General features: G+C 59.9%; 27 protein-coding genes and 1 tRNA gene. 3 read left to right on the forward strand and 25 right to left on the reverse strand.

Annotated features, from left to right (window positions below):
* Positions 1–38: 38 nt before the first annotated feature.
* The 19 genes from der to trmJ form a co-directional block, all read right to left on the reverse strand.
* Positions 39–1,508 carry a ribosome biogenesis GTPase Der gene (gene der, locus KUA23_RS24855; protein WP_078050098.1) on the reverse strand — a complete coding sequence of 490 codons (1,470 nt, stop codon included), beginning with the start codon at positions 1,506–1,508 and terminating at the stop codon, positions 39–41.
* Positions 1,509–1,642: 134 nt separating this feature from the next.
* Positions 1,643–2,794 (reverse strand): outer membrane protein assembly factor BamB, encoded by a 1,152-nt coding sequence (bamB, locus tag KUA23_RS24860; protein ID WP_078050099.1) that lies wholly within the window; start codon positions 2,792–2,794, stop codon positions 1,643–1,645.
* Positions 2,787–3,428 carry a YfgM family protein gene (locus tag KUA23_RS24865; protein ID WP_078050100.1) on the reverse strand — a complete coding sequence of 214 codons (642 nt, stop codon included), beginning with the start codon at positions 3,426–3,428 and terminating at the stop codon, positions 2,787–2,789. The genes bamB and KUA23_RS24865 overlap by 8 nt, the downstream gene beginning before the upstream one ends.
* Before the next feature lie 41 nt (positions 3,429–3,469).
* A complete protein-coding gene (gene hisS, locus KUA23_RS24870; RefSeq protein ID WP_078050101.1) occupies positions 3,470–4,759 on the reverse strand; it encodes a histidine--tRNA ligase in 1,290 nt (429 codons plus the stop codon).
* Between the two features lie 21 nt (positions 4,760–4,780).
* Complete coding sequence (gene ispG, locus KUA23_RS24875; protein WP_025859271.1) at positions 4,781–5,890, reverse strand: flavodoxin-dependent (E)-4-hydroxy-3-methylbut-2-enyl-diphosphate synthase; 1,110 nt, start codon at positions 5,888–5,890, stop codon at positions 4,781–4,783.
* A gap of 2 nt (positions 5,891–5,892) precedes the next feature.
* On the reverse strand, positions 5,893–6,900 hold the full coding sequence (locus tag KUA23_RS24880) for a RodZ domain-containing protein (RefSeq protein ID WP_214497444.1): 1,008 nt from the start codon (positions 6,898–6,900) through the stop codon (positions 5,893–5,895).
* Entirely contained in the window at positions 6,900–7,658 is a 759-nt protein-coding gene (gene pilW, locus KUA23_RS24885; RefSeq protein WP_100492183.1) for a type IV pilus biogenesis/stability protein PilW, read from the reverse strand. The genes KUA23_RS24880 and pilW overlap by 1 nt, the downstream gene beginning before the upstream one ends.
* Before the next feature lie 12 nt (positions 7,659–7,670).
* Positions 7,671–8,819: a dual-specificity RNA methyltransferase RlmN gene (gene rlmN / locus KUA23_RS24890; protein WP_025859274.1), complete on the reverse strand. Its 1,149-nt coding sequence runs from the start codon at positions 8,817–8,819 to the stop codon at positions 7,671–7,673.
* Positions 8,820–8,848: 29 nt separating this feature from the next.
* Positions 8,849–9,274, reverse strand: coding sequence for a nucleoside-diphosphate kinase (gene ndk, locus KUA23_RS24895; RefSeq protein WP_003175956.1), 426 nt, complete (start codon positions 9,272–9,274; stop codon positions 8,849–8,851).
* A 92-nt stretch (positions 9,275–9,366) separates the two neighbouring features.
* The gene (gene iscX / locus KUA23_RS24900) at positions 9,367–9,567 is read right to left on the reverse strand and encodes a Fe-S cluster assembly protein IscX (protein WP_003238461.1); all 201 of its coding nucleotides are present in this window, start codon (positions 9,565–9,567) and stop codon (positions 9,367–9,369) included.
* Positions 9,568–9,581: 14 nt separating this feature from the next.
* A complete protein-coding gene (gene fdx / locus KUA23_RS24905) occupies positions 9,582–9,923 on the reverse strand; it encodes an ISC system 2Fe-2S type ferredoxin (protein WP_025859275.1) in 342 nt (113 codons plus the stop codon).
* A gap of 3 nt (positions 9,924–9,926) precedes the next feature.
* Entirely contained in the window at positions 9,927–11,789 is a 1,863-nt protein-coding gene (hscA, locus tag KUA23_RS24910; protein WP_252993009.1) for a Fe-S protein assembly chaperone HscA, read from the reverse strand.
* 53 nt (positions 11,790–11,842) lie between these two features.
* Positions 11,843–12,364: a co-chaperone HscB gene (gene hscB, locus KUA23_RS24915; protein ID WP_078050105.1), complete on the reverse strand. Its 522-nt coding sequence runs from the start codon at positions 12,362–12,364 to the stop codon at positions 11,843–11,845.
* 8 nt (positions 12,365–12,372) lie between these two features.
* Positions 12,373–12,696: an iron-sulfur cluster assembly protein IscA gene (gene iscA / locus KUA23_RS24920; RefSeq protein ID WP_003209680.1), complete on the reverse strand. Its 324-nt coding sequence runs from the start codon at positions 12,694–12,696 to the stop codon at positions 12,373–12,375.
* A 28-nt stretch (positions 12,697–12,724) separates the two neighbouring features.
* Positions 12,725–13,111 (reverse strand): Fe-S cluster assembly scaffold IscU, encoded by a 387-nt coding sequence (iscU, locus tag KUA23_RS24925; protein WP_003175965.1) that lies wholly within the window; start codon positions 13,109–13,111, stop codon positions 12,725–12,727.
* Positions 13,112–13,210: 99 nt separating this feature from the next.
* Complete coding sequence (locus tag KUA23_RS24930; RefSeq protein WP_017530022.1) at positions 13,211–14,425, reverse strand: IscS subfamily cysteine desulfurase; 1,215 nt, start codon at positions 14,423–14,425, stop codon at positions 13,211–13,213.
* A gap of 50 nt (positions 14,426–14,475) precedes the next feature.
* On the reverse strand, positions 14,476–14,967 hold the full coding sequence (iscR, locus tag KUA23_RS24935; protein WP_003194020.1) for a Fe-S cluster assembly transcriptional regulator IscR: 492 nt from the start codon (positions 14,965–14,967) through the stop codon (positions 14,476–14,478).
* 287 nt (positions 14,968–15,254) lie between these two features.
* Positions 15,255–16,040 carry a serine O-acetyltransferase gene (gene cysE / locus KUA23_RS24940; protein WP_078050107.1) on the reverse strand — a complete coding sequence of 262 codons (786 nt, stop codon included), beginning with the start codon at positions 16,038–16,040 and terminating at the stop codon, positions 15,255–15,257.
* Between the two features lie 2 nt (positions 16,041–16,042).
* Entirely contained in the window at positions 16,043–16,813 is a 771-nt protein-coding gene (gene trmJ / locus KUA23_RS24945) for a tRNA (cytosine(32)/uridine(32)-2'-O)-methyltransferase TrmJ (protein ID WP_252993010.1), read from the reverse strand.
* Positions 16,814–16,958: 145 nt separating this feature from the next.
* On the opposite strand from trmJ, the gene suhB reads away from it, so the two are divergent.
* Positions 16,959–17,774, forward strand: coding sequence for a type III secretion system regulator SuhB (gene suhB / locus KUA23_RS24950; protein WP_003175971.1), 816 nt, complete (start codon positions 16,959–16,961; stop codon positions 17,772–17,774).
* Between the two features lie 57 nt (positions 17,775–17,831).
* On the opposite strand, the gene KUA23_RS24955 is transcribed toward suhB, so the two are convergent.
* From KUA23_RS24955 to queA, 6 genes are all read right to left on the reverse strand, one after another.
* On the reverse strand, positions 17,832–18,374 hold the full coding sequence (locus tag KUA23_RS24955) for a glycine zipper 2TM domain-containing protein (protein ID WP_025858533.1): 543 nt from the start codon (positions 18,372–18,374) through the stop codon (positions 17,832–17,834).
* Between the two features lie 123 nt (positions 18,375–18,497).
* Entirely contained in the window at positions 18,498–19,412 is a 915-nt protein-coding gene (secF, locus tag KUA23_RS24960) for a protein translocase subunit SecF (protein ID WP_065908613.1), read from the reverse strand.
* Between the two features lie 9 nt (positions 19,413–19,421).
* Entirely contained in the window at positions 19,422–21,290 is a 1,869-nt protein-coding gene (gene secD, locus KUA23_RS24965; RefSeq protein ID WP_078050108.1) for a protein translocase subunit SecD, read from the reverse strand.
* A gap of 62 nt (positions 21,291–21,352) precedes the next feature.
* Positions 21,353–21,691, reverse strand: a complete 339-nt coding sequence (gene yajC / locus KUA23_RS24970; RefSeq protein ID WP_003175975.1) for a preprotein translocase subunit YajC — start codon at positions 21,689–21,691, stop codon at positions 21,353–21,355.
* A gap of 43 nt (positions 21,692–21,734) precedes the next feature.
* Positions 21,735–22,850, reverse strand: a complete 1,116-nt coding sequence (gene tgt / locus KUA23_RS24975; protein ID WP_003175976.1) for a tRNA guanosine(34) transglycosylase Tgt — start codon at positions 22,848–22,850, stop codon at positions 21,735–21,737.
* A gap of 5 nt (positions 22,851–22,855) precedes the next feature.
* A complete protein-coding gene (queA, locus tag KUA23_RS24980; protein WP_078050109.1) occupies positions 22,856–23,905 on the reverse strand; it encodes a tRNA preQ1(34) S-adenosylmethionine ribosyltransferase-isomerase QueA in 1,050 nt (349 codons plus the stop codon).
* A 108-nt stretch (positions 23,906–24,013) separates the two neighbouring features.
* On the opposite strand from queA, the gene KUA23_RS24985 reads away from it, so the two are divergent.
* Both KUA23_RS24985 and KUA23_RS24990 read left to right on the forward strand, forming a co-directional pair.
* Positions 24,014–24,098: transfer RNA gene (locus KUA23_RS24985), tRNA-Leu, on the forward strand.
* Positions 24,099–24,192: 94 nt separating this feature from the next.
* On the forward strand, positions 24,193–24,522 hold the full coding sequence (locus KUA23_RS24990) for a hypothetical protein (RefSeq protein WP_078050110.1): 330 nt from the start codon (positions 24,193–24,195) through the stop codon (positions 24,520–24,522).
* The last annotated feature ends 3 nt before the right edge of the window (positions 24,523–24,525 follow it).

Here is a 24,525-nt window from a genome sequence, read left to right on the forward strand (position 1 = left end):
AAAAGGGCTCTTCAAGAGCCCTTTTCGCGAGGTCGAAATCAGCGCTTGTCGCGGCGCTTCTTATCGGCCTTCTTGTGGTGAGTCATCAAGCGACGCTTCTTGTTCACCTGACGGTCAGTCAGTGTGTTCTTGTTGCCTTCGTATGGGTTCTCACCACCCTTGAACTCGATACGGATCGGCGTACCGACCAGTTTCAAGACGCGGCGGTAGGTGTTTTCCAGGTAACGCACGTAGGACTTCGGCACCTTCTCGATCTGGTTACCGTGGATCACGATAATCGGCGGGTTGGCACCCCCCAAGTGGGCGTAACGCAGTTTGATCCGGCGGTTGTTGACCATCGGTGGCGCGTGCTCGCCAACGGCGTCTTCCAGGATCTGGGTGAGGCGGTTGGTCGGCCAGCGGGTCACCGCAGACTTGAACGAGTTCTGCACGGACGCGTAGAGGTTGCCCACGCCGGTGCCGTGCAGTGCCGAGATAAAGTGGATATCAGCGAACTCGACAAAGAACAGGCGACGCTGCAGCTCGATCTTGACGAAGTCGCGCTCGCTCGGCGTCATGCCGTCCCACTTGTTGATCGCGATCACCAGGGCACGACCGGCCTCGAGGGCAAAGCCCAGCAGGTTGAGGTCGTGGTCCACCACGCCTTCGCGGGCATCCATCACGAAGATCACCACGTTGGCGTCTTTGATCGCCTGCAGGGTCTTGACCACCGAGAATTTTTCAACTTCCTCGTGGATCTTGCCGCGCTTGCGCACACCGGCGGTGTCGATCAGCGTGTACTTCTCGTCGTTACGTTCGAACGGGATGTAGATGCTGTCACGGGTGGTGCCGGGTTGGTCATAGACGATGACCCGGTCTTCACCGAGCATGCGGTTGACCAGGGTCGACTTGCCGACGTTAGGGCGGCCGATGATGGCGATCTTGATACCGTCTTTTTCGCTCGGGCCAGGAATGCGCTTGGCTTCCTCACCTTCGGCGACGATCTCTTCCTCGCCCTCTTCTTCCTCGACGTCATCCTTGGGGAAGTCGCGCAAGGCGACTTCCAGCATCTGGGTGATGCCGCGACCGTGGGCACCGGCGATTGGAATCGCGTCGCCCAGGCCCATCGGGCTGAACTCGGCACGGGCCTGCTCAGGATCGATGTTGTCGATCTTGTTGGCGACCAGATAGGAACGCTTGTTGCGCTTGCGCAGGTGCTCGCCAATCATCTGGTCAGCAGCGGTGTAGCCCGCACGGGCGTCCACCAGGAACAACACGACGTCGGCTTCTTCAATGGCCAGCAGCGACTGCTCGGCCATCTTTTCGTCCATGCCATGCTCGTCACCGGAGATACCACCGGTGTCGACAATAATGTAGGAGCGCCCTTGCCACTTTGCCTCACCGTATTGGCGATCACGGGTCAGACCGGACAAGTCGCCGACGATGGCGTCGCGAGTCCTGGTCAGGCGGTTGAACAAGGTGGACTTGCCGACGTTAGGTCGGCCCACCAGGGCGATTACGGGAACCATGCGGCTCTCCACTTCGTTATTTCAGAAAATACAAAAGCCGCTGCAAGGCAGCGGCTGGTGCTCGGGGCAGCATAATCAAATGCCGCATGCCCCGCCGAAGCGGGGCCGCCTGGGTGTTACCCCAAGCATAGTTCTTACTTGATGGTCAGGGCTTCCAGCTTGCCGCTGTTGCCATACACATAAAGCATGTTACCCACCACCAGCGGACGCGCACGCAGGCCGTCGCTGTCGATACGCTCGCGACCCACGAAGCGACCATCCACCTGGCTCAGCAGATGCAGGTAGCCTTCGAAGTCACCGACCGCCACGTAGCTGGAGAATACTTCCGGCGCCGACAGTTGGCGGCGAGCCAGGGAGTCATTGCTCCACAGTGCAGTGGTGGAACGCTCGTCGACACTTTCAACGGTGCCGGACGAGAGGCTTACGTAGACGCTGCCAAACCCTTGGGCGACACCGGCGTAGCTGGAAGCATCACGCTGCCAGTTAACACGGCCGCTCTGCAGGTCCAGTGCCGCAACACGGCCCTGGTAAGTGGCGACGTAGAGGGTTTCACCGGACAGCAGCAAGCCGCCATCGATGTCCACTACGCGGTCCAGTTCGGAACGACCTTGAGGGATGGCCACACGGGTTTCCCAGGCCGGCACGCCGTTCTGGGTATCCAGGGCGACCACTTTACCGGTCGACAGGCCTGCCACGGCCAGATTGTTGGTCACAATCGGACCACTGGTACCGCGCAACGTCAGCACCGCCGGGGTGCTGTCGTACAACCAGCGCTGTTCGCCAGTGCTGGCGTCGAGGCCGATCACGCGGTCATCCTGGGTCTGCACCACGACGATATCGCCGTTGGTGGCAGGCGGTGCGAGGACTTCACTGGTCACGCGAGCGCGCCATTTCTCTTCACCGGTGCTGGAATCCAGCGCCACGACTTCGCCTTTCAGCGTGCCGAGCAGGACCATGCCGTAACCCACGCCGACGGCGCCGGAGACAGGCAATTCGAGGTCTTTCTTCCACTTAACGTCGCCGTTCATGCGATCCATGGAGATCACCACGCCGGTCACGTCAGCGGCCACAATGCTGTCACCGTCGATTGCCGGTACCAGCATGTTGTAGGTTTCACCCTGGCCATCACCGATGGAGCGGCTCCACTGCTTTTGCAGGACCACTTCTTCCTTGAAGCTGGTCAGCTCCGCAGGCGGCAGTTCTTTCTTACTGTTGCTGCTGCAACCCGCGGCCAGAACGGCCAGAGCCAGCAATGCTGCATGTTTCCAACGGATCACGTCACGCATCCCCTTTGGCCAAGTCGTCCAGCTTGATTTGTAAGCCACCGACCGCCGCTTCATCAGACAGCGCCGCCTTGGCTTTTTGGTACGCAGCATTGGCTTCGTCGGTACGACCCAATTGGACCAACAGGTCGCCCTTGAGCTCTTCGCGAGTGGCTACAAATGCCTTGTCAGCATCGCCGTCGAGCAGTTTGAGTGCTTCGTCAGCCTTGTTCTGTGCCGCCAGTACCTGAGCCAGGCGCTGACGTGCGATTTCACCCAGGGTCGGGTTGGTCGGCTTGTCGGCGATGGCCTTCAGCTCAGCGGCGGCGTCATCCAGCTTGCCGGTGTCGACCGCGACTTTCGCGACAAACAGGCTGCCGTATTGGGCGTAGGTGGTCCCGCCGAATTCGTTCTTCAGCTTGCCGGCCAGGTCTGCAACCTGCGCAGGGTCAGGCTTGCCGTCCGGCGTCAGGGTAGTTTCCAGCAATTGCTGATAGAGGATCGAGGCGCCTTGGGACTGGTTGGCCTGATACTTGGTCCAGGCTTGCCAGCCGAACACCACCACTAAAGCCAGCAGGCCGCCAGTAACCAGGGGCTTGCCGTTGCGCTGCCACCAGTCCTTGAACTCGGCCAGTTGCTCATCATCAGTACTCGACACCCCAATACTCCTTAATCGCTAAATTCGGCTGTTCGACAGCTTCAACCCTGCACGACGCAGGTGGCCAAGTGCGCAGCGAGCGCATCAAAGGCAATGTTCTGTTGCTCACCCTGGCCACGCAGGGGTTTGAAACCTATCACTTGCTGGGCCAGCTCGTCTTCGCCGAGGATCAGTGCATACAGCGCACCGCTCTTGTCGGCCTTCTTGAACTGGCTCTTGAAACTGCCGGCGCCGGCATTGATCTGCAGGCGCAGGTTCGGCAGTTGATCGCGGACTTTTTCGCTCAGGGCCAGGGCCGCCAGTTCGGCCGCCTCGCCAAAGGCGCACAGGTACACGTCCACCTGCCGGGAGATCTCTTCCGGGACCTGCTCCAGGGTTTCCAGCAACAGGATCAGCCGCTCGATGCCCATGGCAAACCCTACGCCCGTGGTCGGCTTGCCGCCCATTTGCTCGACCAGGCCGTCATAGCGACCACCGGCACACACGGTGCCCTGGGCGCCGAGTTTGTCGGTGACCCACTCGAACACGGTCTTGCTGTAGTAGTCGAGGCCACGCACCAGTTTCGGGTTGATCACGTACGGAATACCGGCCGCATCCAGGCGAGCCTTTAGGCCTTCGAAGTGCGTACGGGATTCGTCGTCCAGGTAATCGGCCATTTTTGGCGCGTTGACCAGCACGGCCTGGGTGTCGGCGTTCTTGGTATCAAGGACGCGCAACGGGTTGGTTTTCAGACGGCGCTGGCTGTCTTCGTCCAACTTGTCCAGGTGGGCGGACAGGTACTCGACCAGGGCGACGCGGTAGCGGCCACGGGATTCGCTGGTGCCCAGGCTGTTGAGTTCGAGCTTGACCGCGTCGCGGATGCCCAGCAGGCCCCACAGGCGCCAGGTCAGCACGATCAGCTCGGCGTCGATGTCCGGACCGTCGAGGTTGAACACCTCCAGGCCGATCTGGTGAAACTGGCGATAGCGACCTTTCTGCGGGCGCTCGTGGCGGAACATCGGCCCGATGTACCACAATTTTTGTGGCTGGCCGCCACCGGTGAGGCCATGCTCGAGCACGGCGCGCACGCATGCGGCAGTGCCTTCCGGACGCAGGGTCAGGGAGTCGCCGTTGCGGTCTTCAAAGGTGTACATCTCTTTTTCGACGATGTCGGTCACTTCACCGATAGAGCGCTTGAACAGCTCGGTGAATTCGACGATCGGCATGCGGATCTGCTTATAACCGTAGTTATCCAGCAGGCGCGCGACAGTGCCCTCGAAATAGCGCCACAGCGGCGTCTGCTCCGGCAGGATGTCGTTCATGCCACGAATGGCTTGCAGAGACTTGCTCACATCAAATCCTTAAATTCGTTCTTAGCCGCGCGCGATCAGCGCTGCGTCAGCCGCGACCTTCTCGGCCGCTTTCTCGCGGATCAGTCTTTCGAGCTCATCCACCAGATTGTCATTCGTCAACTTCTGCGACGGCTTGCCGTCGATGTAGATCAGGTTGGGTGTACCGCCGGTCAGGCCGATATGCGCCTCTTTGGCTTCACCCGGACCGTTGACCACGCAACCGATCACCGCCACATCCAGCGGCACCAGCAGGTCCTCGAGGCGCCCTTCCAGTTCGTTCATGGTTTTCACCACGTCGAAGTTCTGCCGTGAGCAGCTCGGGCAGGCAATGAAGTTAATGCCTCGGGAACGCAAATGCAGGGATTTGAGAATGTCGTAACCGACCTTCACTTCCTCTACCGGGTCTGCCGCGAGGGAGATGCGGATAGTATCGCCAATCCCTTCGGCGAGCAGCATACCGAGACCCACCGCAGATTTCACTGTGCCTGAGCGTAAACCGCCCGCTTCGGTGATACCCAGGTGCAATGGCTGCACGATTTCCTTGGCCAGCAGGCGGTAGGCTTCTACCGCCATGAACACGTCGGAGGCCTTTACGCTGACCTTGAAGTCCTGGAAATTCAGGCGCTCCAGGTGCTCAACGTGGCGCAGCGCCGATTCAACCAGCGCCGCCGGGGTAGGCTCGCCGTATTTCTTTTGCAGGTCTTTTTCCAGGGAACCGGCGTTGACGCCGATACGAATTGGAATGCCACGGTCGCGCGCAGCGTCAACCACTGCGCGCACACGGTCTTCACGACCGATGTTGCCCGGGTTGATACGCAGGCAGTCCACACCCAGCTCGGCTACGCGCAATGCGATCTTGTAGTCGAAGTGAATGTCGGCCACCAACGGCACTTTGACCAGTTGCTTGATGCGGCCGAACGCTTCGGCAGCGTCCATGTCCGGCACGGAGACGCGCACGATGTCCACGCCAGCAGCTTCCAGACGGTTGATCTGGGCAACGGTGGCGGCCACATCATTGGTGTCGCTATTGGTCATGCTCTGTACTGCGATGGGGGCGTCGCCACCCACCGGCACGGAGCCGACCCAGATCTTGCGCGATACGCGACGTTTGATTGGAGATTCGCCGTGCATGACTATTGTCCCAACTTCAGGCGAGCGGTCTCGCCACTGGTGAACGGCGCCACGTCCACAGGCTGGCCGTTGTAGGCCACTTGCGCGCCACGGGCAAAGCCCAGACGCAGCGTCAAAGGAGGCTTGCCGCCTTGGTCGAGCGTATCTCCCTTACGCTTCAGACCGCTAAACAGCACTTTGCCATTGCCATCGGTGACTTGCGTCCAGCAGTCAGCGATGAAGGTAATCTGTACGCGGCCATCACCGGCGATCAGGGCTGGGGTGGTGGGCGGCGAAATCGCAGGGGCTGCCGGCGCGGCTGGAGCGGTGGTAGCAGGCGCTTGCGCAGGAGCGGCCGGCGTATGGGCCTGGGCGACCGGAGCTGCCGGGGTGTGAGCCGGTGCAGCCGGTGTCGCGGGCGCCGGTGCGGCAGCGGTGGCGGCGGGTGCGGATTCCGTTGCTGGCTGCTCTGTGGCAAGCGGCGCTTCAGGCGCGGCCTGCCCCTCGGCCACAGCCTGGTCTTCCGGCTCATCCAGTGGATGAATCTGGGTGGTGCCATCGGCGCTTTCGACTTCGACGTGCTCCATGGCGTTACTGGTGAGGTCCTTGGAGCGCTGGGAGGCCTGGTCTTGCCACCAGACGAAACCGCCACCAATGACCGCGATCAGCAGCAACAGGCTGACAATTCGCAAAATCGTGTGGGAAACCCGCACCGGCTCTTCGATGCGACCCAGGCCATGCACATTGCTGCCCTGGGAGTCGGTACCGGTGAACTGGTCGAATTCCTGGACCAGTACCGCCTGGTCGATACCCAGCAACTTGGCGTAGGCACGGATATAGCCACGGGCGAAGGTGTGCCCAGGCAGCTTATCGAACGCGCCGGCTTCCAGGTTGCCCAGGGACGTGGTGGTCAAATTGAGCTTGAGGGCCACTTCTGCCAGCGACCAACCATTGCTTTCGCGGGCCTGACGCAAGGTATCGCCTGGGTTTACGCGATTAGCTGCTACAACTTCCGGGTGCGCCGCTTTCATCATTGCTCCGACAGGTATTGCTGATATTCCGGCGTACCGGGATAGAGTCGTTCGAGTTGCTGGCCAAAACGTGCGGCCGTGTCGCGTTCTTCATGAACCGTCGCCAGGCGCACACCGAGCAATAGACTACGTGCATTTTGCCCGCTGAGCAGGCTAAAACGCTCGTAATAGTCACGTGCCGGCACATAATGCCTGTCTTCGTAGGACAACTCAGCCATTTCGAGCAATGCCCGAGGCTGGTGACCGTTCAAATGCAGGGCTTTTTCCAGCTGCTGGCGAGCGCTGTCACGCTGGCCAAGACGCATCGAGGTGACCCCGAGGTTCTCGAACACCCGCGAACGCTCAGGATAGAGGGTATCGGCGCTGGCTTGCTGGAAATAAAGGGCGGCCTGGTCATAACGTTTCTGCTCGAACAGGAAACTGCCGTAGTTGTTCAGCAGCCGCGGGTCGGCAGGACGGGAAGCCAGGGCCTTGTGAAAATACCGTTCGGCCAGCTCCGGCTCGGCCTGGGCCTGGAACACCAGGGCCAGTGCGGCATTGGCGTCGGCATCGTCGCTGTCCAGCTCGAGGGCCTTCTTCAGCGGCACCTTGGCCTGTTCACTCATGCCTTGTCGAAGGTAGCCCAAGCCCAATTGCACATAGGCAACTCGCGCCTCATCACGGCCTTTACCTGTTTGCAAAGGGCTGTCATGGCCCGATGAAACACAACCGGCCACTAGACCGGTAACAAGCAAAAGCAGCGCAAGGCGCAAGGGCATAGAGATCCTCTCTCAGATTCGATTCACAGCAATTTGCGGCAGATCGTCGGCGGCGTTCAGTTCACGCACGGCGATATAGCGCTCGCTGCGGCGGGTGCGGTCCATCACCTGCCCTACCAATTGGCCACAGGCGGCGTCGATGTCTTCACCACGGGTGGTGCGTACGGTGACGTTGTAGCCGGCCTGGTGCAGTTGATCCTGGAAACGGCGGATGGCGTTGTTGCTCGGCCGCTCGTAGCCAGAATGTGGAAACGGGTTAAACGGAATCAGGTTGATCTTGCACGGGATGTTCTTGAGCAGCTCGATCATCTCGACCGCGTGTTCAACCTTGTCGTTGATGTCTTTGAGCAAGGTGTACTCGATGGTCAGCACGCGCTTTTCGCCCAGGGACGACATGTAGCGCTGGCAAGATTCGAGCAGCATCTTAAGCGGATACTTCTTGTTGATCGGCACCAATTGGTTACGCAATGCGTCATTGGGTGCGTGCAGCGACAACGCCAGGGAGACGTCGATGTGCTTGGACAGCTCATCGATCATCGGCACCACGCCGGAGGTCGACAGGGTCACACGGCGCTTGGAGATGCCGTAGCCCAGGTCGTCCATCATCAGGTGCATGGCCGAAACGACGTTGTCGAAGTTCAGCAGCGGCTCACCCATGCCCATCATCACCACGTTGGTGATGGCACGGTCGACGGTTGCCGGGACGCTGCCAAAGGATTTGTTGGCAATCCACACCTGGCCGATCACTTCGGCGGCGGTGAGGTTGCTGTTGAAGCCTTGCTTGCCGGTGGAGCAGAAACTGCAGTCCAGGGCACAGCCTGCCTGGGACGAAACGCACAAAGTGCCGCGCTTGCCCTGGGGAATGTAAACAGTCTCGACGCAGCTGCCGGACGCCACGCGCACCACCCACTTACGGGTGCCGTCGCTGGAGATGTCCTCGCTGACCACTTCGGGACCACGGACCTCAGCAATGGCCTTGAGCTTGTCGCGCAGGGCCTTGCTGACGTTCGTCATGGCGTCGAAATCGTCGACGCCAAAGTGGTGAATCCATTTCATTACCTGACCGGCACGGAAACGCTTCTCCCCGATTGAGTCGAAGAATTTCTCCATTTCCGGCTGGGTCAGCCCCAGCAGGTTGGTTTTTACAGTCGATGTCGTCATGGATTCACCCTCACTCTTTAAGCCGATGCTTAGCGAGCGGTTACTTCAGTAGCTGCGAAGAAGTACGAGATTTCGCGAGCAGCAGCGGCTTCGGAGTCCGAACCGTGTACAGCGTTGGCGTCGATGGACTCAGCGAAGTCAGCACGGATGGTGCCGGCAGCGGCTTCTTTAGGGTTGGTAGCGCCCATCAGCTCACGGTTCAAAGCGATAGCGTTTTCGCCTTCCAGAACCTGAACAACCACAGGACCGGAGATCATGAAGGCAACCAGGTCGCCGAAGAAACCACGAGCGCTGTGCTCAGCGTAGAAGCCTTCAGCTTCAGCCTTGGACAGTTGCTTGAGTTTCGAAGCTACAACCTTCAGGCCGGCTTTTTCGAAACGAGTGGTGATCTCGCCGATGACGTTTTTTGCAACAGCGTCAGGCTTGATGATGGAGAAAGTACGTTGAACAGCCATGGTGTAACTCCAGAAACGGTAATTTACGAAAAATTAAACCCGCGAATTATACGCGGGTTATTGGGTATTGCCTAACTGCGTAAAAAGGCGGCTCAGTCTGCTTCTTCGATCCACAGGCCTTGAATCGCCTCCAGGACCTTCTCGCCACCCCGATCAGGGATGTCATCGAAGTCCGGCAGCTCCATCACCAGATTGCGCAGCTTGACGAAGTTGACCGTAAGAGGATTGACCTCCGGATGGGCTTCAGCAAGTTGTATAGCGATTTCTTGTACATCAACCCATTTCAGGCTCATGACATTTCCTTGAATCAATGCGGCGCTTCGGCAGCATGGTTGAGGGAATATTTCGGAATTTCGACGGTGATGTCCTCTGTTCCGACGATGGCTTGGCAGGTCAGGCGCGAAGTCGCTTCCAGGCCCCAGGCTCTATCAAGATAGTCTTCCTCCAGCTCATCGGCTTCGTTGAGCGAGTTGAACCCCGCGCGGATCACGCAATGGCACGTGGTGCAAGCGCACACACCGCCGCAGGCGCTTTCGATTTCGATGTGGTTGTCATGGGCAACTTCGAGGATGGACTTGCCGGTCTCAGCCTCCACGACCATACCGTCCGGGCAGTGCTCGGCGTGTGGCAGAAAAATGACCTGCGGCATTGATTATTCCTCGATTTCATTCAGGTTGCGCCCGGCCAGTGCGGCTTTCACCGTCTGATCCATGCGGCGGGCGGCAAAGGCATCAGTCACCTGCGACAAGCGCTTGGTCTGTTGCTCGATGGCATAGCCATCGTTGCCTTTCATCAGTTCGGCCAATTCCTGCATCTGCAGGTCGATGACCATGCGCTCCTCGGCATCCAGCAGGCGCTCGCCGTCAGCCTCAAGGGCGCCCTGCACCGCTTCGAGCAGGCGCTGGGCGTCTACTTGCTGCTCACGCAATACACGGGCGACCTTGTCGTCACCGGCATATTGGAACGAGTCCTTGAGCATCTTGGCGATTTCGCCGTCGGTGAGGCCGTAGGACGGCTTGACCTGGATGCTGGCTTCAACACCGGAGGCCAATTCACGCGCGGCGACGCTGAGCAAGCCGTCGGCGTCGACCTGGAAGGTCACGCGAATCTTCGCCGCACCCGCCACCATCGCCGGAATGCCGCGCAATTCAAAACGCGCCAGGGAGCGGCAGTCGCTGATCAGCTCGCGCTCACCTTGCAACACGTGAATCATCATGGCCGTCTGGCCATCTTTGTAAGTAGTGAAGTCCTGGGCGCGGGCGACGGGGATGGTGGTGTTGCGTGGAATCACCTTCTCCATCAAGCCACCCATGGTTTCCAGCCCCAGGGACAGCGGGATCACGTCGAGCAGAAGCAGTTCGCCACCATCGCGCTTGTTACCGGCCAGGGTATCGGCCTGGATCGCAGCGCCGATGGCGACCACTTGATCCGGGTCGATTTCGGTCAGCGGCTGACGACCAAAGGCTTCGGCGACAGCTTCACGCACGCGTGGCACGCGGGTGGAACCACCGACCATAACCACGGCACCGACTTCCTCCAACTCGATACCGGAATCGCGCACTGCGCGGCGACAGGCTTTCAGGCTGCGGGCAACCATTGGATCGATCAACGCATCAAAGGCTTCGCGGGTCAGTTGGGCCGACCAGGTGCCGTAGGAAACTTCAACACTTGCAGCATCGGTCAGCGCTTCCTTGGCCGCGCAGGCGGTTTGCAGCAGGTTGCGCTGCGCGCCCGGGTCCAAGTCGGCAGACAAGCCGGCGCTGGTGATGATCCAGCCCGCAATGGCGTGGTCGAAGTCATCGCCGCCCAGGGCGCTGTCGCCGCCGGTGGCGAGCACTTCGAAGACACCGCCGGTCAGGCGCAGGATCGAAATATCAAAGGTACCGCCGCCCAGGTCGTAAATAGCGACCAGGCCTTCTGCATGCTGGTCCAGGCCATAGGCCACGGCCGCCGCAGTCGGCTCGTTGAGCAGGCGCAGTACGTTCAGACCGGCGAGTTTCGCTGCATCCTTGGTGGCCTGGCGCTGAGCGTCATCGAAATAAGCCGGAACGGTGATTACGGCACCGACCAGTTCGCCGCCCAGGGTTTTCTCCGCGCGTTGGCGCAGCACCTTGAGGATATCGGCCGACACTTCCACCGGGCTTTTCGGGCCTTGGACAGTGTCGATGAACGGCATATGGGATTCACCGCCAACAAAGCGGTAGGGCAGTTGGTCGCCCAATTGCTTGACGTCGGACAGACCACGACCCATCAAGCGCTTGACCGACAGCACAGTGTTCAGAGGATCGCTAGAGGCTGCCAGCTTGGCTGACTCACCGACTTCGGTGCGATCAGCGTGATAGCGCACGGCGGACGGCAGGATCACCTGGCCATCAGCGTCGGGCAACGGCTCGGACAGGCCGCTGCGCAAGGCAGCAACCAGGGAATTGGTGGTGCCCAGGTCAATCCCGACCGCCAGGCGACGCTGGTGCGGTTGAGGGCTTTGGCCGGGTTCGGCGATTTGCAGTAGGGCCATGGTAATCAGGTCTTATCTGTCTATCAGGCGTGCATCACGGGCAGCACACTGGGTTAATCGTCGAGGCGCTCTTCTAGCTGGCGCACTTCGTAGGTGAGCTTGTCGAGGAACTGCATGCGCCGCATCAGGCGTTCGGCCTGTTCGCGTTGCGCTGCATCGTTCCAACAGGCTGCGAAGCTTTCGTTGAGCTCATCCTGGGCGGTTTTCAGACGACGCTTGAAGACTGCGACGCCGGCAAGATCGGCCTCGTCCTGCAAGTCTTCGAGTTCTTCGCGCCACTGCATCTGCTGCATCAGGAAGTCCGGGTCGTGAACCGTGACCTCAAGCGGCAGCTCGCCACCATTCATCGCGAGCAGGTAACGCGCGCGCTTGGGGGGGCTTTTGAGCGTCTGATAGGCTTCGTTGAGGCTGGCCGATTGCTCCAGCGCCAGGCGTTGCTCACGCTCGGAGGCGTCAGCGAAGCGGTCCGGATGCACGCCACGCGCCAGTTCTCGGTAGCGCGTGGCAAGCTGCTCAAGGTCCAGCCGAAAGCTCGGCTGCAGCTCGAATAAAGCGAAATGACAAGGAGTACCCACGAATAGCCTCAGATGTTGAAGCTTTCGCCGCAGCCACACTCACCGCGTACGTTGGGGTTGTTGAACTTGAAGCCTTCGTTCAACCCTTCCTTGACGAAATCGAGTTCGGTGCCGTCCAGGTAGGTCAGGCTCTTGGGGTCGATGATCACTTTCTCGCCGTGACTTTCGAACACCTGGTCCTCTTCAACCACCTCGTCGACAAACTCCAGCACGTAGGCAAGGCCGGAACAGCCCGTGGTGCGAACACCCAGACGAATCCCCTCACCTTTACCGCGCCCATTCAGGGAGCGGCGAATGTGCTGCGCAGCCGCTTCTGTCATGCTGATAGCCATCGTTGACTCCTTACTCGTCGCCAAATGCTTAGATCAAGCCTTTCTTCTGCTTGTAGTCGCGAACGGCCGCCTTGATGGCGTCTTCTGCGAGTACCGAGCAGTGGATTTTCACTGGCGGCAGGGCCAGTTCTTCGGCCAGCTGGGTGTTGCTGATAGTCACAGCCTCATCCAGGGTCTTGCCTTTCATCCATTCGGTCGCCAGGGAGCTGGAGGCGATGGCCGAACCGCAGCCGTAGGTCTTGAACTTGGCGTCTTCGATAACGCCAGCGTCGTTGACCTTGATCTGCAGGCGCATCACATCGCCGCACGCCGGAGCGCCGACCATGCCGGTGCCGACATCAGGGTCTTCCGCGTTCATCTTGCCGACGTTGCGCGGGTTTTCGTAGTGGTCGATGACCTTTTCGCTGTAAGCCATGGTACTGAATCCTCACTCATCAGGGCCGCTCTGGAACCCTATAGAAACGCCTGCGTTTTCCGCCACGTTCCTACAGAGCTTGGGTGGCGGCTTCTATATTTAGTGTGCCGCCCACTCGATCTTGGAAATATCGACACCGTCTTTGTACATGTCCCACAGCGGCGACAGAACGCGCAGCTTGTTGACGGCTTCGCAGACTTTCTGCGCGGCGTAGTCGACTTGCTCTTCGGTGGTGAAACGGCCGAACGTAAAGCGGATCGAGCTGTGTGCCAGTTCGTCGTTGCGGCCCAGGGCGCGCAGTACGTACGAAGGCTCAAGGGACGCCGAGGTGCAGGCCGAACCGGACGAAACCGCCAGGTCCTTGAGTGCCATGATCAGCGACTCGCCTTCGACGTAGTTGAAGCTCAAATTCAGGTTGTGCGGTACACGGGCGGTCATGCTGCCGTTGATGTACAGCTCTTCAAGGTTCTCGACCTGCTTGTAGAAGCGATCGCTCAGGGCCTTGATGCGCACGTTTTCGGCAGCCATGTCTTCCTTGGCTACACGGAAGGCTTCGCCCATGCCGACGATCTGGTGGGTCGCCAGGGTGCCCGAACGCATGCCGCGCTCGTGACCACCACCGTGCATGGTGGCTTCGATGCGCACACGTGGCTTGCGGCTCACATACAGCGCACCGATGCCTTTAGGGCCGTAGGTCTTGTGGGCGGAGAACGACATCAGGTCGACTTTCAGTTTCGACAGGTCGATGTCGACCTTGCCGGTGGACTGAGCAGCGTCGACGTGCAGCAGGATGCCCTTCGAGCGGGTCAGCTCGCCGATGGCCGCGATGTCGTTGATGGTGCCGATTTCGTTGTTCACGTGGATCACGGAAACCAGGATGGTGTCTTCACGCAGCGCGGCTTCGATCATCGCCGGGGTGACGATACCGTCGGTGGTTGGCTCGAGGTAGGTGACCTCGAAACCTTCACGCTCCAGTTGGCGCATGGTGTCGAGGACAGCCTTGTGCTCAATCTTGGTGGTGATCAGGTGTTTGCCCTTGGTCGCATAGAAATGCGCCGCGCCCTTGATTGCCAGGTTGTCGGACTCGGTGGCACCGGAGGTCCAGACGATTTCACGCGGATCTGCGCCAACCAGGTCAGCGACCTGGCGACGAGCGTTCTCGACCGCTTCCTCGGCTTTCCAGCCGAATACGTGGGAACGGGAGGCCGGGTTGCCGAAGTTTCCGTCAACCAGCAGGCATTCGCTCATCTTTTGCGCGACACGCGGATCAACCGGGGTAGTCGCTGAATAATCAAGGTAAATCGGCAATTTCATGGACTTTCTCCTAAATCAGGCGGGCTGGCGTGCCGTTAGCTCTTCGGCTGTCACTCGACGGCGGACGCTTCGATCTTGTCCAGACGCGGCGCCTTGGTGTTGCAACGGCGCTGGTCCTGACGCTGGGCTACTTCTTGCACCTCACGGCGAGTCACAAGATCAGCCAGGCTGATACCACTCAAAAACTCATGGATCTGCAGGCTCAGATCGCACCACAAATGGTGCGTCAGGCAGGTGTCGCCGGCGTGGCAGTCACCCAGGCCCTGGCATTTTGTAGCGTCGACGGATTCGTTGACCGCATCGATCACCTGGGCGACCTGGATGCCCTGCATGTCGCGGGACAATTGATAGCCGCCGCCTGGACCGCGAACGCTGGAAACCAGATTGCTGCGGCGCAATTTGGCGAACAACTGCTCGAGGTAGGACAGGGAAATGCCTTGGCGCTCGGAGATATCGGCCAGGGACACCGGCCCAGTTTGCGCGTGCAAAGCCAGGTCAAGCATGGCGGTCACCGCGTATCGGCCTTTTGTAGTCAGTCTCATGGACAATTACCAAGGTGTTTCAGAATGTGGGCAAGTATGCGATTCCCGAGTATTTAAGTCAACTATAAGACCTAGTACTTTAGTCAGGATTACCCGTAAAAAGGGCGCGCGAATCATAGCAGGATGGGGTGGGGACGAACAGCGGCATCAGGCAGGGGCGGAGATGGTGAGACCAATGGAGATTAATTGTGGGAGCTGGCTTGCCTGCGATAGCGGTGGATCAGCACCACATGGGGTGGCTGGCATACCGCTATCGCAGGCAAGCCAGCTCCCACAGGGGACCGCGTTCAGCCTGCCTTGGTGGTGGCGGTTTCGTCTTTGATCTCGGCAAAATCCTCTTCGCGCAATTCGGGCAGATCTTTGGCGCAGTAAGGGCTACCCAGATCCTTCAACGCACCGCACATACCCTCCAGCTTGCCGTCCACCGCTTGCAGGTGGTCGAGCAACTGGCCAATGGCGCGCGCCACGGGGTCAGGCATGTCTTCGCTGACACCGTAGGCATCAAAGCCGATCTTCTCGGCCATGGCCTTGCGCTTGGCCTCCTGCTCGTCGCCGACTTCCGGCTTGACGATGATTCGGCCAGGGATACCGACCACCGTTGCGCCAGGCGGCACAGCCTTGGTCACCACGGCATTGGAGCCCACCTTGGCACCTGCGCCGACGGTGAATGGGCCGAGCACCTTGGCACCCGCCCCTACCACCACGCCATTTTCCAGTGTCGGGTGGCGCTTGCCTTTGTTCCAACTGGTGCCACCCAAGGTCACGCCCTGATAGAGCGTCACGTCATCGCCGATCTCGGCGGTCTCGCCAATTACGATGCCCATGCCATGGTCGATAAAGAAGCGACGACCGACCTTGGCGCCCGGATGAATCTCGATCCCGGTCAACCAGCGCCCAAAGTTCGACACCAACCGCGCCAGCCATTTCCAGCCCATGCCCCACAAGGCGCCGGATAGGCGGTGGATCCAGATGGCGTGCATGCCCGGGTAGCAGGTCAGCACTTCAAAGGCGTTGCGCGCCGCCGGATCACGGTGGAAAACACTCTGGATATCTTCTCGCAAACGCTCGAACATTTTTAATCCTTCCGCTTAAGAAGCTCGCCACGGGCCGCTTTCTGGGTTTCCGTGAGGATGCCACGCAATATATTCATTTCTGCCCGGCTGACCGAGCTGCGTCCGTAAAGGCGACGCAGGCGCGCCATCAAGTGCCGTGGTTTTTCCGGATCGAGGAATTCGATGGCCACCAGGGTTTGCTCCAGGTGCTCATAGAACCGCTCCAGCTCGTCCATGGTGGCCAACTCGCCACTTTTGGTCGACGCCACTTCATCCTTTTCTACCTTGCTCGGCTGACCCTCAGCGGCCAGCCAGGCCATGCGCACCTCATAACTCAACACCTGCACCGCGGCCCCGAGGTTCAGTGAGCTGAACTCAGGGTCTGATGGGATGTGCACATGGTAATGACATCGCTGCAGCTCTTCATTGGTGAGGCCGGAGTCTTCACGGCCAAAGACCAAGGCGATTTCAGCGCCACCGGCGGCCTCCTCCACCACTTTGGTGCCGCACTCACGCGGGTCCAGCAGTGGCCAGGGGATACGGCGGTCGCGGGCGCTGGTGCCGAGCACCAGGTTGCAGCCGACCAGGGCGTCTTCCAGGGTGGCGACAACCTGGGCTTTTTCCAGGATGTCATTGGCGCCGGACGAACGGGCATCAGCCTCGTGGTGCGGGAACACACGCGGTTCGACCAGCACCAGGCGCGTCAGCCCCATGTTTTTCATGGCTCGCGCCACCCCGCCGATGTTGCCGGGATGACTGGTATTGACCAAGACGACACGAATGTTTTGCAGCAAGGGAGGCGCTCTCGGACACGGGAAAGGGGAGCAAATCTTACAGAACAGCCTAAGGTTATGCCATGAAAGCTAACGTCGTCCTTCACCTGAAGAAAGTTTCTGCTAGAATGCTCGGCTTTCTTTAACAACCTTAGGTGACACATCCATGCAGCCCATGCTGAATATCGCGCTGCGCGCCGCCCGCAGCGCCAGTGAATTGATCTTCCGCTCCATCGAGCGCCTGGATACCATCAAGGTCGACGAAAAAGACGCCAAGGATTACGTATCCGAGGTGGATCGCGCCGCCGAACAGAAAATCATCGACGCTCTGCGCAAGGCCTACCCTACCCACGGCATCCTCGGCGAAGAAACCGGCCTGCACAAAGGTAGCGGCGAAGGCGAAGACTACCTGTGGATCATCGACCCACTGGATGGCACCACCAACTTCCTGCGCGGCATCCCGCACTTTGCCGTGAGCATCGCGTGCAAATACCGTGGTCGCCTGGAACACGCCGTTGTCCTGGACCCAGTGCGCCAGGAAGAATTCACCGCCAGCCGTGGCCGTGGCGCCCAGCTGAACGGTCGCCGCCTGCGTGTCAGCGGTCGCACCAGCCTGGACGGCGCCCTGCTGGGTACCGGCTTCCCGTTCCGTGACGACCAGATGGACAACCTGGAAAACTACCTGGGCATGTTCCGTGCCCTGGTTGGCCAGACCGCTGGCATCCGTCGCGCCGGCGCAGCGAGCCTGGACCTGGCTTATGTGGCTGCTGGTCGTTTCGATGCGTTCTGGGAGTCGGGCCTGTCCGAGTGGGACATGGCTGCAGGCGCGCTGCTGATCCAGGAAGCGGGCGGCCTGGTGAGCGACTTCACGGGCGGTCACGATTTCCTTGAGAAAGGCCACGTGGTTGCCGGCAACACCAAATGCTTCAAGGCAGTATTGACGGCGATCCAGCCGCACCTGCCGGCCTCGCTGAAGCGCTAAGCGAGCGAGCACAAAAAAGCACCCCGAGGGGTGCTTTTTTTATGCCTGTAGAACCGGTTACTGCTGGTTCTGACCCAGGATCAGACGACCCTCTTTGTCGACTGGAATCTGGCTGCCAGGGTCACGCTCCATACGCACGGTACCTTCCTTGCCATCCAGGTTGTAACGCACGTCATACCCAACCACCTTGTCGCTGATGTCGTTGACGGTGTTACAACGGGTTTGCGTCGTGGTGTAGGTATCGCGGTTCTGCATACCTTCCTGAACCTTGTTACCGGCATAACCGCCACCGACCGCGCCGGCTACGGTAGCCAGCTTCTTGCCATTACCGCCACCGACCTGGTTGCCCAGCAGGCCACCAGCCAGGGCACCCACGACGGTACCGACGATCTGATGTTGATCCTGAACCGGCTTCTGCCGGGTCACGGCGACGTCCTTGCAGACCTCGCGAGGCGTTTTAATCTGGGTTTTCACCGGCTGCACCGCCAGCACTTGCGCATACTCAGGGCCGCTTTTTACCAGGCTGTAGGTGGCAACAGCACCCCCGGCAGTCACACCGACAGCACCCAATACCGCACCAACCAGTAACGACTTGTTCACGTTGAACCTCCTGACCATCACAAGCGGACTGAAACGTCCGCGCTATACCCAGCCTTGGAGCAAAAAAAAAGGCGCGAGTTCAATACTCGCGCCTTTCTTATAACAGCGGATCGACAAACCCCCTCAAGGGCGGTCGTCGACCTCCTTGCCAGTAGCGGCCGGAGGGATCAGGTCTTCGCTGTTGAGGTTCAGCCAGATCAGCACCACGTTGGCGATGTAGATCGACGAGTAGGTACCCGCCAGTACGCCGATGAACAGCGCCAGGGAGAAGCCCCACAGGTTGTCGCCACCGAAGATCATCAGTGCCGCAATCGCCAGCAAGGTGGAGATCGACGTCGCCATGGTCCGCAGCAGGGTCTGGGTGGTCGAAACGTTGATGTTCTCGATCAGCGACGCCTTGCGCAGTACGCGGAAGTTCTCACGAACCCGGTCGAATACCACGATGGTGTCGTTGAGCGAGTAACCGATGATCGCCAGCACCGCTGCCAACACCGTCAGGTCGAAGGTGATCTGGAAGTACGCCAGGATGCCCACGGTCACGATCACGTCGTGGATCAGCGACACAATGGCGCCGACACCGAATTTCCACTGAAAGCGGAACGCCAGGTAGATCATGATGCCGACCAGCGCCATCAGCATGCCGAGGCCGCCCTGGTCGCGCAGTTCTTCACCGACCTGTGGGCCCACGAACTCGACGCGCTTGACCGACGCCGGGTTGTCGCCGCCGACCTTCTGCAAGGCCTCGGCCACCTGGTGACCCAGTTGCGGGTCTTCGCCCGGCATGCGCACCAGCAGGTCGGTAGTTGCACCGAAGCTCTGCACGATGGCTTCGTGATAGCCGGCCTTGACCAGCTCGTTGCGCACCAGGGTGACGTCGGCGGGCTTCTCGTAGGTCAGCTCGATGAGCGTACCGCCGGTGAAGTCCAGACCGTAGTTCAGGCCCTTATGGAACCAGCTGAACAACGCCAGAACGGTAAGGAGCACGGTGACGCCGAACGCAACGTTGCGAACGCCCATGAAGTTGATTGTACGTAACATGGCAGCCCCTTAAATCCACAACTTCTTGAAGTCACGTCCGCCAAAGATCAGGTTGACCATTGCGCGGGTCACCATGATGGCCGTGAACATCGAGGTAAAGATACCGAGGGACATGGTCACCGCAAAACCTTTGACTGGGCCGGTGCCCATGGCAAAGAGAATCCCGCCGACCAGCAAGGTGGTCAGGTTGGAGTCGAGAATCGCGGTAAATGCCCGGCCGAAGCCTTCATTGATTGCACGCTGCACGGTCATGCCCGCCGCGATCTCTTCACGGATCCGCGAGAAGATCAGAACGTTGGCGTCTACCGCCATACCCATGGTGAGTACGATACCGGCGATACCTGGCAGGGTCAGTGTAGCGCCCAGCAGCGACATCAAGGCCAGCAGCATCACCATGTTGCCCGCCAGGGCCACGGTGGCGATGATGCCGAAGAAGCGGTAGATGGCGATGATGAACAGCGACACGAACAGCATGCCCCACAAGGCCGCGTCGATACCCTTGGTGATGTTGTCGGCACCCAGGCTCGGGCCGATGGTACGTTCTTCAGCGAAGTACATCGGTGCAGCCAGGCCACCGGCACGCAGCAGCAGGGCCAGTTCCGAGGACTCGCCCTGGCCGTTCAGGCCAGTGATACGGAACTGGGCACCCAGCGGCGACTGGATGGTCGCCAGGCTGATGATCTTCTTCTCTTCCTTGAAGGTCTGGACCGGTACGTCTTTTTCGACGCCGTTGACCATCTGCTTGGTGTAGGTGGTGATCGGGCGCTGCTCGATGAAGATCACCGCCATGCTGCGACCGACGTTGCTGCGCGTGGCGCGGCTCATCAGTTCGCCACCATGGCCATCCAGGCGGATGTTCACTTCAGGGGAACCGTGCTCGCCGAAACCAGCCTTGGCATCAGTCACCTGGTCACCGGTGATGATCAAGCCACGCTCGATCAACGCTGGAGGACGGTTGCCTTCGCGGAACTCGAACTCTTCGGCAGTCGCGCGGGTAGCACCCGGCTCAGCCGCCAGGCGGAATTCCAGGTTGGCGGTCTTGCCCAGGATACGCTTGGCTTCAGCAGTGTCCTGCACGCCCGGCAGCTCAACCACGATGCGGTTGGCGCCCTGGCGCTGAACGATCGGCTCGGCCACACCCAGCTCGTTGACGCGGTTACGTACCGTGGTCAAGTTCTGCTTGATGGAGTATTCGCGGATTTCCGCCAGCTTGGCCGGGGTCATCGCCAGACGCAGTACAGCCTGGCCATTGAGGTCAGCCGGTACAATGTCGAAATCGTTGAAGTTCTTGCGGATCAGTGCACGGGCCTGTTCGCGGGACGCTTCGTCAGAGAAGCCCAGCTGGATGGCACCGTTGAGCTGCGGCAGGCTGCGATAACGCAGGCGCTCTTTACGCAGCAGGCTCTTCACGTCGCCTTCGTAGACCTTCAGGCGGGCGTCGAGGGCTTTGTCCATGTCGACTTCCAGCAGGAAGTGCACACCACCGGACAAGTCCAGGCCCAGCTTCATCGGGTGCGCGCCGATCTTGCGCAGCCAGGCTGGCGTGGTCTGTGCCAGGTTGAGTGCGACCACATAGTCGTCACCCATGGCCTTGCGCACGACATCTTTGGCCGGCAATTGGTCTTCTGCCTTGGTCAGGCGCAGCAAGCCGCCTTTCGCATCAGCCGCCAACGTTGCCGCCTTGACCTGGATACCCGCGTCATTGAGCGCTTTGCTCGCGCGTTCCAGATCAGCCTGATTGACCTGCAGCGAAGTGCTGGCGCCCGTGATCTGGATCGCCGGGTCATCAGGATAGAGATTGGGAGCGGAATAAATAAAACCGATCGCCAGCACCGCCAGGATCAGTACGTATTTCCACAGAGGGTATTTGTTCAGCATCACGCCGCCCGCTTATAACGCGGGGCGCCTTGCGCGCCCCGTCGATTGGTAAAGGTTGTTACTTAGATCGCTTTGAGCGTGCCTTTTGGCAGCGTGGCGGCGATGGCGCCCTTCTGGAACTTCATTTCTACGGTGTCGGAGACTTCCAGTACCACGAAAGCGTCGGAAACCTTGGTGATCTTGCCAGCGATGCCGCCGGTGGTCACAACTTCGTCACCTTTTTGCAGGCTGCCGAGCAGGTTCTTCTGCTCTTTGGCGCGCTTGGCCTGTGGACGCCAGATCATCAGGTAGAAGATGACCAGGAAGCCGACCAGGAAAATCCACTCGAAACCACCGCCCATAGGACCGGCAGCGGCAGGCGCAGCGGCGTCAGCCATGGCGTTAGAGATAAAAAAGCTCATTTAGCACTCCAGTTGCAAATAGTGAATCTTAGGGTCGGAAAACTCAGTCCAAGGGCGGCACAGGGAGCCCGCGCTTGGCATAGAAGGCATCGACGAAGGCGGCCAATGTACCCTGTTGAATAGCCTCGCGCAAACCAGCCATCAGGACTTGGTAGTGACGCAAATTGTGGATGGTATTCAACATGCTACCCAGCATTTCCCCACACTTGTCCAGATGGTGCAGATAAGCACGGGAGAAGTTCTGGCAGGTGTAGCAATCACAGGTGGGATCCAGCGGCGAATCATCATGGCGATGGAACGCGTTACGGATCTTCAGCACGCCTGTATCGATGAACAGATGCCCATTGCGGGCATTACGGGTTGGCATCACGCAATCGAACATGTCCACACCGCGGCGCACACCCTCTACGAGATCTTCCGGTTTGCCAACGCCCATAAGGTAACGAGGTTTGTCAGCCGGCATCAGGCCTGGCAGGTAATCCAGCACCTTGATCATCTCGTGCTTGGGCTCGCCCACCGACAAACCGCCGATGGCCAGGCCGTCAAAACCGATCTTGTCGAGGCCTTCCAGCGAGCGTTTGCGCAGGCTTTCGTGCATACCGCCCTGGACGATACCGAACAGCGCCGCCGTGTTGTCGCCATGGGCGTTCTTCGAACGCTGGGCCCAACGCAGGGACAGCTCCATGGAGATGCGCGCGACGTCTTCGTCAGCCGGGTATGGCGTGCACTCGTCGAAAATCATCACGATGTCGGAGCCCAGGTCGCGCTGCACCTGCATCGACTCTTCCGGGCCCATGAACACTTTGGAACCGTCCACCGGCGAGGCGAAGGTCACGCCCTCCTCCTTGATCTTGCGCATGGCGCCCAGGCTGAACACCTGGAAACCACCCGAGTCGGTCAGGATCGGGCCTTGCCACTTCATGAAATCATGCAGGTCGCCATGCTTCTTGATCACTTCCGTGCCTGGGCGCAGCCACAGGTGGAAGGTGTTGCCGAGGATGATCTCGGCGCCGGTGGCGACGATGTCACGCGGCAGCATGCCCTTGACCGTGCCGTAGGTACCCACGGGCATGAACGCCGGGGTCTCGACGGTGCCGCGCGGAAAGGTCAGGCGACCACGACGGGCTTTGCCGTCGGTGGCGAGCAATTCAAACGACATACGACTCATAGTTGTTCCTCTGGGCCGCGTGGCGCCGGGTTACGGGTGATAAACATCGCATCACCGTAGCTGAAAAAACGGTACCCATTGTCGATGGCGGCTTGATAAGCGGCCATGGTCTCGGGATAACCGGCAAATGCCGACACCAGCATCAACAGCGTGGATTCCGGCAAATGGAAGTTGGTGACCAGGCAATCGACCACATGGAACGGCCGGCCTGGGTAAATAAAGATATCGGTGTCGCCACTGAACGGCTTGAGCACGCCATCACGCGCCGCACTCTCCAGCGAGCGTACGCTGGTGGTGCCCACCGCGATCACCCGCCCGCCGCGTGCCTTGCACGCTTGAACCGCGTCCACGACGTCCTGGCTGACCTCCAGCCACTCGCTGTGCATATGGTGGTCTTCGATCTTATCCACACGCACCGGCTGAAACGTACCGGCCCCCACGTGCAGGGTCACATAGGCAGTCTCGACGCCCTTGGCGGCAATCGCGTCCAGCAGCGGCTGGTCGAAATGCAGCCCGGCAGTCGGTGCAGCGACGGCGCCCAAGCGCTGGGAGTACACCGTCTGATAGCGCTCGCGGTCCGAGTCTTCGTCGGGGCGGTCTATATAAGGAGGCAACGGCATATGGCCGACACGCTCCAGCAACGGCAACACCTCTTCGGCGAACTTGAGCTCGAACAGCGCATCATGGCGCGCCACCATCTCGGCTTCGCCACCACCATCGATCAGGATGCTCGACCCCGGTTTCGGCGACTTGCTGGAGCGCACATGGGCCAGCACGCGATGGCTGTCCAGTACCCGCTCCACCAGAATTTCCAGCTTGCCGCCGGAAGCTTTCTGGCCAAACAGCCGCGCCGGAATCACCCGGGTATTGTTGAACACCATCAGATCGCCTGGGCGCAAATGCTCAAGCAAATCAGTGAATTGACGGTGTGCGAGGGCACCGCTCACCCCGTCCAGGGTCAGCAGTCGACTGGCGCGACGCTCGGCCAAAGGGTGGCGAGCGATCAGCGAATCAGGGAGCTCAAAAGTAAAGTCAGCAACGCGCATGATGGGGTTCGTCTAGCAGGGCCGGGAAGTCTAGCGGAAATAGTCAAAATTGACCATGAAACGTGATTGACCAACGGTAATCACCTCTCTATACTTCGCCGCCATTGAGCCCTGATGGCGGAATTGGTAGACGCGGCGGATTCAAAATCCGTTTTCGAAAGGAGTGGGAGTTCGAGTCTCCCTCGGGGCACCATCTTAAAAAAAGACCTTGAAATTCAAGGTCTTTTTTTTCGCCTGTCAAAAAGTGAGTAGGCACAGGCGAACGCAGAAATTGAGGAGCCGGGACCATGGAGTTGACGCTGGAAGCTGTTGCGCTTTTTGCTCTCAAGCTGGTGCATGAGACCGAAGGCGTGAGCCCGATTCTGCGCGATGACCCGGTGATGGAGGGGTATGACCGTGAAGTGTTTGGGCTGCTGATACGCAAAGGCGATCTGGCCGGGATTCAGCAGAAGCTTGATGAGTGTGTGATGCTTGCACTCGAATCCTTGGGCGGTGCCGATACTGTACTGGGTCGCGAGTTACAGCGGCTCGCGGTGGACGTGCGCCAAGCCTCGACACTTGAAGCACTCGACGCCCCGCTCAACGCACTCAAGGACTACCTGAAAGCCATCCTTTAAGCG

This window comes from Pseudomonas pergaminensis (assembly GCF_024112395.2).
Lineage (GTDB): Bacteria > Pseudomonadota > Gammaproteobacteria > Pseudomonadales > Pseudomonadaceae > Aquipseudomonas > Aquipseudomonas pergaminensis.

Coding starts and splice junctions, on each gene's coding strand:
- der (WP_078050098.1), bottom strand. CDS start 1,508: ATGGTTCCCGTAATCGCCCTGGTGGGCCGACCTAACGTCGGCAAGTCC.
- bamB (WP_078050099.1), bottom strand. CDS start 2,794: ATGCGTGACGTGATCCGTTGGAAACATGCAGCATTGCTGGCTCTGGCC.
- ispG (WP_025859271.1), bottom strand. CDS start 5,890: ATGCACGGCGAATCTCCAATCAAACGTCGCGTATCGCGCAAGATCTGG.
- KUA23_RS24880 (WP_214497444.1), bottom strand. CDS start 6,900: ATGAAAGCGGCGCACCCGGAAGTTGTAGCAGCTAATCGCGTAAACCCA.
- pilW (WP_100492183.1), bottom strand. CDS start 7,658: ATGCCCTTGCGCCTTGCGCTGCTTTTGCTTGTTACCGGTCTAGTGGCC.
- rlmN (WP_025859274.1), bottom strand. CDS start 8,819: ATGACGACATCGACTGTAAAAACCAACCTGCTGGGGCTGACCCAGCCG.
- ndk (WP_003175956.1), bottom strand. CDS start 9,274: ATGGCTGTTCAACGTACTTTCTCCATCATCAAGCCTGACGCTGTTGCA.
- iscX (WP_003238461.1), bottom strand. CDS start 9,567: ATGAGCCTGAAATGGGTTGATGTACAAGAAATCGCTATACAACTTGCT.
- fdx (WP_025859275.1), bottom strand. CDS start 9,923: ATGCCGCAGGTCATTTTTCTGCCACACGCCGAGCACTGCCCGGACGGT.
- hscA (WP_252993009.1), bottom strand. CDS start 11,789: ATGGCCCTACTGCAAATCGCCGAACCCGGCCAAAGCCCTCAACCGCAC.
- iscA (WP_003209680.1), bottom strand. CDS start 12,696: ATGGCTATCAGCATGACAGAAGCGGCTGCGCAGCACATTCGCCGCTCC.
- iscU (WP_003175965.1), bottom strand. CDS start 13,111: ATGGCTTACAGCGAAAAGGTCATCGACCACTACGAAAACCCGCGCAAC.
- KUA23_RS24930 (WP_017530022.1), bottom strand. CDS start 14,425: ATGAAATTGCCGATTTACCTTGATTATTCAGCGACTACCCCGGTTGAT.
- iscR (WP_003194020.1), bottom strand. CDS start 14,967: ATGAGACTGACTACAAAAGGCCGATACGCGGTGACCGCCATGCTTGAC.
- cysE (WP_078050107.1), bottom strand. CDS start 16,040: ATGTTCGAGCGTTTGCGAGAAGATATCCAGAGTGTTTTCCACCGTGAT.
- suhB (WP_003175971.1), top strand. CDS start 16,959: ATGCAGCCCATGCTGAATATCGCGCTGCGCGCCGCCCGCAGCGCCAGT.
- secF (WP_065908613.1), bottom strand. CDS start 19,412: ATGTTACGTACAATCAACTTCATGGGCGTTCGCAACGTTGCGTTCGGC.
- secD (WP_078050108.1), bottom strand. CDS start 21,290: ATGCTGAACAAATACCCTCTGTGGAAATACGTACTGATCCTGGCGGTG.
- yajC (WP_003175975.1), bottom strand. CDS start 21,691: ATGAGCTTTTTTATCTCTAACGCCATGGCTGACGCCGCTGCGCCTGCC.
- tgt (WP_003175976.1), bottom strand. CDS start 22,850: ATGTCGTTTGAATTGCTCGCCACCGACGGCAAAGCCCGTCGTGGTCGC.
- queA (WP_078050109.1), bottom strand. CDS start 23,905: ATGCGCGTTGCTGACTTTACTTTTGAGCTCCCTGATTCGCTGATCGCT.
- KUA23_RS24990 (WP_078050110.1), top strand. CDS start 24,193: ATGGAGTTGACGCTGGAAGCTGTTGCGCTTTTTGCTCTCAAGCTGGTG.